This is a genomic window from uncultured Methylobacterium sp. (assembly GCF_964244095.1).
Taxonomy (GTDB): Bacteria; Pseudomonadota; Alphaproteobacteria; order Rhizobiales; family Beijerinckiaceae; genus Methylobacterium.
The window spans coordinates 1-3,267 of sequence record NZ_CAXTHR010000244.1 but is presented as its reverse complement, the minus strand read 5'-3'; the positions used below and the strand labels follow the sequence as shown (position 1 = coordinate 3,267).

General features: G+C 68.0%; 3 protein-coding genes, 1 tRNA gene and 1 pseudogene. 4 read left to right on the top strand and 1 reads right to left on the bottom strand.

All coding sequences use genetic code 11. The annotated features are described in order from the left end of the window. From ACFE86_RS21895 to ACFE86_RS21880, 4 genes and pseudogenes are all read left to right on the top strand, one after another. A pseudogene (locus ACFE86_RS21895) lies at window positions 1-422 on the top strand (methyl-accepting chemotaxis protein); the annotation flags it as partial. 133 nt (window positions 423-555) lie between these two features. Continuing rightward, window positions 556-1,029, top strand: a complete 474-nt coding sequence (locus ACFE86_RS21890) for a chemotaxis protein CheW (protein WP_375457421.1) — start codon at window positions 556-558, stop codon at window positions 1,027-1,029. Further along, window positions 1,029-1,904 (top strand): CheR family methyltransferase, encoded by an 876-nt coding sequence (locus ACFE86_RS21885; RefSeq protein ID WP_375457420.1) that lies wholly within the window; start codon window positions 1,029-1,031, stop codon window positions 1,902-1,904. Before ACFE86_RS21890 ends, ACFE86_RS21885 begins: the two co-directional genes overlap by 1 nt. Continuing rightward, window positions 1,901-3,022, top strand: a complete 1,122-nt coding sequence (locus tag ACFE86_RS21880; protein WP_375457419.1) for a chemotaxis response regulator protein-glutamate methylesterase — start codon at window positions 1,901-1,903, stop codon at window positions 3,020-3,022. The genes ACFE86_RS21885 and ACFE86_RS21880 overlap by 4 nt, the downstream gene beginning before the upstream one ends. Before the next feature lie 163 nt (window positions 3,023-3,185). Here the strand turns inward: ACFE86_RS21880 and ACFE86_RS21875 are convergent. Further along, window positions 3,186-3,261, bottom strand: a tRNA-Lys gene (locus tag ACFE86_RS21875). Window positions 3,262-3,267 lie beyond the last annotated feature (6 nt).

The following is a 3,267-nucleotide window of genomic DNA, read 5'->3' as shown; positions in this document are numbered from 1 at the left end:
ACATCAAGAAGACGGCCGAACTGGTGGAGGAGATCACCGCGGCCTGCCGCGAGCAAGATGTCGGGTCCTCGCAGATCAACCAGGCGATCCAGCAGCTCGACAAGGTGACGCAGCAGAACGCCAGCGCCTCCGAGCAGGTCTCGGCGACGTCGGAAGAGCTGGCCGCCCAGGCCGAGCAGCTCCAGGTGACGATCTCGTACTTCCGGATCGATGCGGAGGCGTCGGGCAGGACCGTCGACGCCTCGGTGGCGGCGCTGCGCAAGACCGCGGGCCGGATGAAGGTGCCATCGGCCGCGATCAAATCGCCAGCGGTCAAGACGCCGTCGGCCCGGAAGGGCGCACGGCCCCAGGGCAACGGCGGCTTCGCGCTCGACATGGATGCGGGCGACGACGGCGACGCCGAATTCCGCCGGGCCGGCTGAGCCCGGAAAACGGCCCGCGCGGGCGTTCGTCGCGCGGGCCAATCCATACGGGACCGAACATCCCGATTCCTGCAGGATTGATCAAGCTTTTGGCGCCACGATGGCGCTGAGCGATTTGCGCTGGAGTTCACCGATGTCGAGCACGTCGCAGTACCTTACGCTCGGATTGGACCGCGAGACCTTCGGGATTCCCATCGAGCACGTCCACGAGATCCTGGATCTGCGTCCGATCTCGGCCCTGCCGCACGCGCCCGAATTCCTCGTCGGCATGATCGACGTGCGCGGCCAGAGCTATCCGGTCGTCGACCTGAGGACCAAGCTCGGACTGCCCGGCATCGACCCGACGCCCGCCACGCGCATCATCCTTCTCAACGTGCCGGTGGACGAGCGCCAGATGGGTGTCGGCTTCATCGCGGACCGGGTCTTCGAGGTGACCGACCTCGACGGCGACCGCATGGAGCCGCCGCCGGAAGTCGGTGGCCGCTGGCGGTCGAGCTACATCGCCGGCATCGGCCGCAAGGGCGAAGCCTTCGTGGTGGTGTTCGACCTGCGCCAGCTCATGGCGTCCGACGACGCCGCGGGTTTCGCCTCGGCGATCGCCGCCTGATGTCGATGGCGGCCGTGGACATTCTCGCCGATCGCCTCGCCGACCGCCACTTCCGGTCGATCGTCGACCTGATCGAGCGGCAGGTCGGTATCCAGCTTCCCGCCGCCAAGCGCACCATGGTGGAAGGCCGCCTGCGCAAGCGTGTGCGGGCGCTCGACCTCGACGGGCTCGAAGCCTATGGCCGCCACCTCTTCGACGAGGGGCGCCTCGACGCCGAGTACACCCATCTCGTCGATTGCGTGACCACGAACAAGACCGACTTCTTCCGCGAGCCGGCCCATTTCGAGTTCCTGCGCGACGTGGCGGTGCCGAAGCTCGCCACCCAGGCCGGCACGGGACCGCTCCAACTGAAGGTCTGGAGTGCCGCCGCCTCGATCGGGGCCGAGGCCTACACCCTGGCGATCGTCCTCGACGACATGATCCGGCGTGGGCACCGACTGTCGTTCTCCATCCTCGGCACGGACATCTCGACGGAGGTCCTGGGCCGCGCCGGCGACGGAATCTACAGCCACGAGATGCTGGCGCCGATCCCGCCGGACCTGCGCCGGCGCTACGTGATGGAGGCGCTCGATTCCGCCCGCAGGGAGGGCCGGATCGTGCCCGAGCTTCGCCGGCGCGTGCAGTTCAGACACCTGAACCTCATGGACGAACACTATGACGTCGATCGCGACGTCGACATCGTCCTGTGCCGCAACGTCCTGATCTACTTCGACAAGTCGACCCAGAAAGCCGTGATCGAACACCTGGCGCGGCATCTGAGGCCGGGCGGCTACCTGATCGTCGGCCACTCGGAATCCATGGCGGGTGCAGGGGCGATCGGCCTGAACCAAGTCTCGTCGAGCGTCTTCCGGAAAGTGAGTCAGGCCCCCCGATGAGCATCACAGATCCCATCCGCGTCCTCGTCGTGGACGATTCGGCCTCCGTCCGGCAGACCCTCGTCGCCATCCTCGAAGAGGCGCCCGACATCGCCGTCCTCGGCACGGCGGCCGACCCCTACGCGGCGGCGCGGCGCATCCAGGAGGACATGCCCGACGTCATCATCCTCGACCTCGAGATGCCGCGGATGGACGGGCTGACCTTCCTGCGCAAGATCATGGCCCAGAAGCCGATCCCGGTGATCATCTGCTCGACCCTGACCGAGCGGGGTTCGCACATGCTGTTCGACGTGCTCGAAGCCGGCGCGGTCGACGTCATCCCGAAGCCCCGGGTCGACACCCGCCAGTTCCTGCTCGAATCCTCCGTGCGCGTCTGCGACGCCGTCAGGGCCGCCGCCGGGGCGCGGCTGCGCGGCGGGAAGCGGCCCTCGCGCCTCGTGGAGGCCAAGCTCACCGCCGACGTGATGATCCCGCCCCCGATCCCCGGCCGCGTCGTGACCCAGACGGACCGGGTCGTGTGCATCGGCGTGTCCACCGGCGGGACGGAATCGCTGCGCGACGTCCTCGAAGTCCTGCCGGTGGATTGCCCCGGCATCGTCATCGTGCAGCACATGCCGGAGCATTTCACGGCCGCCTTCGCCAAGCGGCTGAACGGGCTCTGCGCCATCGCGGTGAAGGAGGCGGAGGATGGCGACGCGGTGCTGCCGGGCCGGGCGCTGATCGCGCCGGGGGCCCGGCACATGCTGCTCCAGCGCAACGGCGGCCGTTACTGCGTGGCGATCAAGGACGGACCGCTGGTCTCCCGCCACCGCCCCTCCGTCGACGTGCTGTTCCGTTCGGCCGCGCAATGCGCGGGCGGAAACGCGCTCGGCATCATCATGACGGGCATGGGCGACGACGGCGCCAACGGGCTCCTCGAAATGCGCAAGGCCGGCGCCGCCACGCTCGCGCAGGACGAGGAGAGCTGCGTGGTCTTCGGGATGCCCAAGGAGGCGATCGAGCGCGGCGCGGCTGAGCGGATCGTGTCCCTCGACCGGCTCCACGGTGAGATCGTGCGGTTCGGGATGACCCCGCGGTCGCCCGCCATCACCGGAAGACGGGTCGCGTCGATCGCCTGAGGCGGGATCACGGAAGGATCAAACGTTGGCGCCGACACCGGCGATCTCCGTAACGCGGCCACGCACACGAACGCCAGCACGACGAGCCGCTACGATCGGAGCGCCCGCTCTCAACGGAATTCCAACGCCTCGGAGGCATTGGCTTGCAAGTCATTGTTTTACTTGGTGGGCGCACTAGGGTTCGAACCTAGGACCCGCTGATTAAGAGTCAGCTGCTCTACCAACTGAGCTATGCGCCCGATCGC

Bases quoted from the DNA above. Each gene is read 5' to 3' on its own strand.
- ACFE86_RS21885 (WP_375457420.1), top strand. From the start codon at position 1,029: ATGTCGATGGCGGCCGTGGACATTCTCGCCGATCGCCTCGCCGACCGC.
- ACFE86_RS21880 (WP_375457419.1), top strand. From the start codon at position 1,901: ATGAGCATCACAGATCCCATCCGCGTCCTCGTCGTGGACGATTCGGCC.
- ACFE86_RS21890 (WP_375457421.1), top strand. From the start codon at position 556: ATGTCGAGCACGTCGCAGTACCTTACGCTCGGATTGGACCGCGAGACC.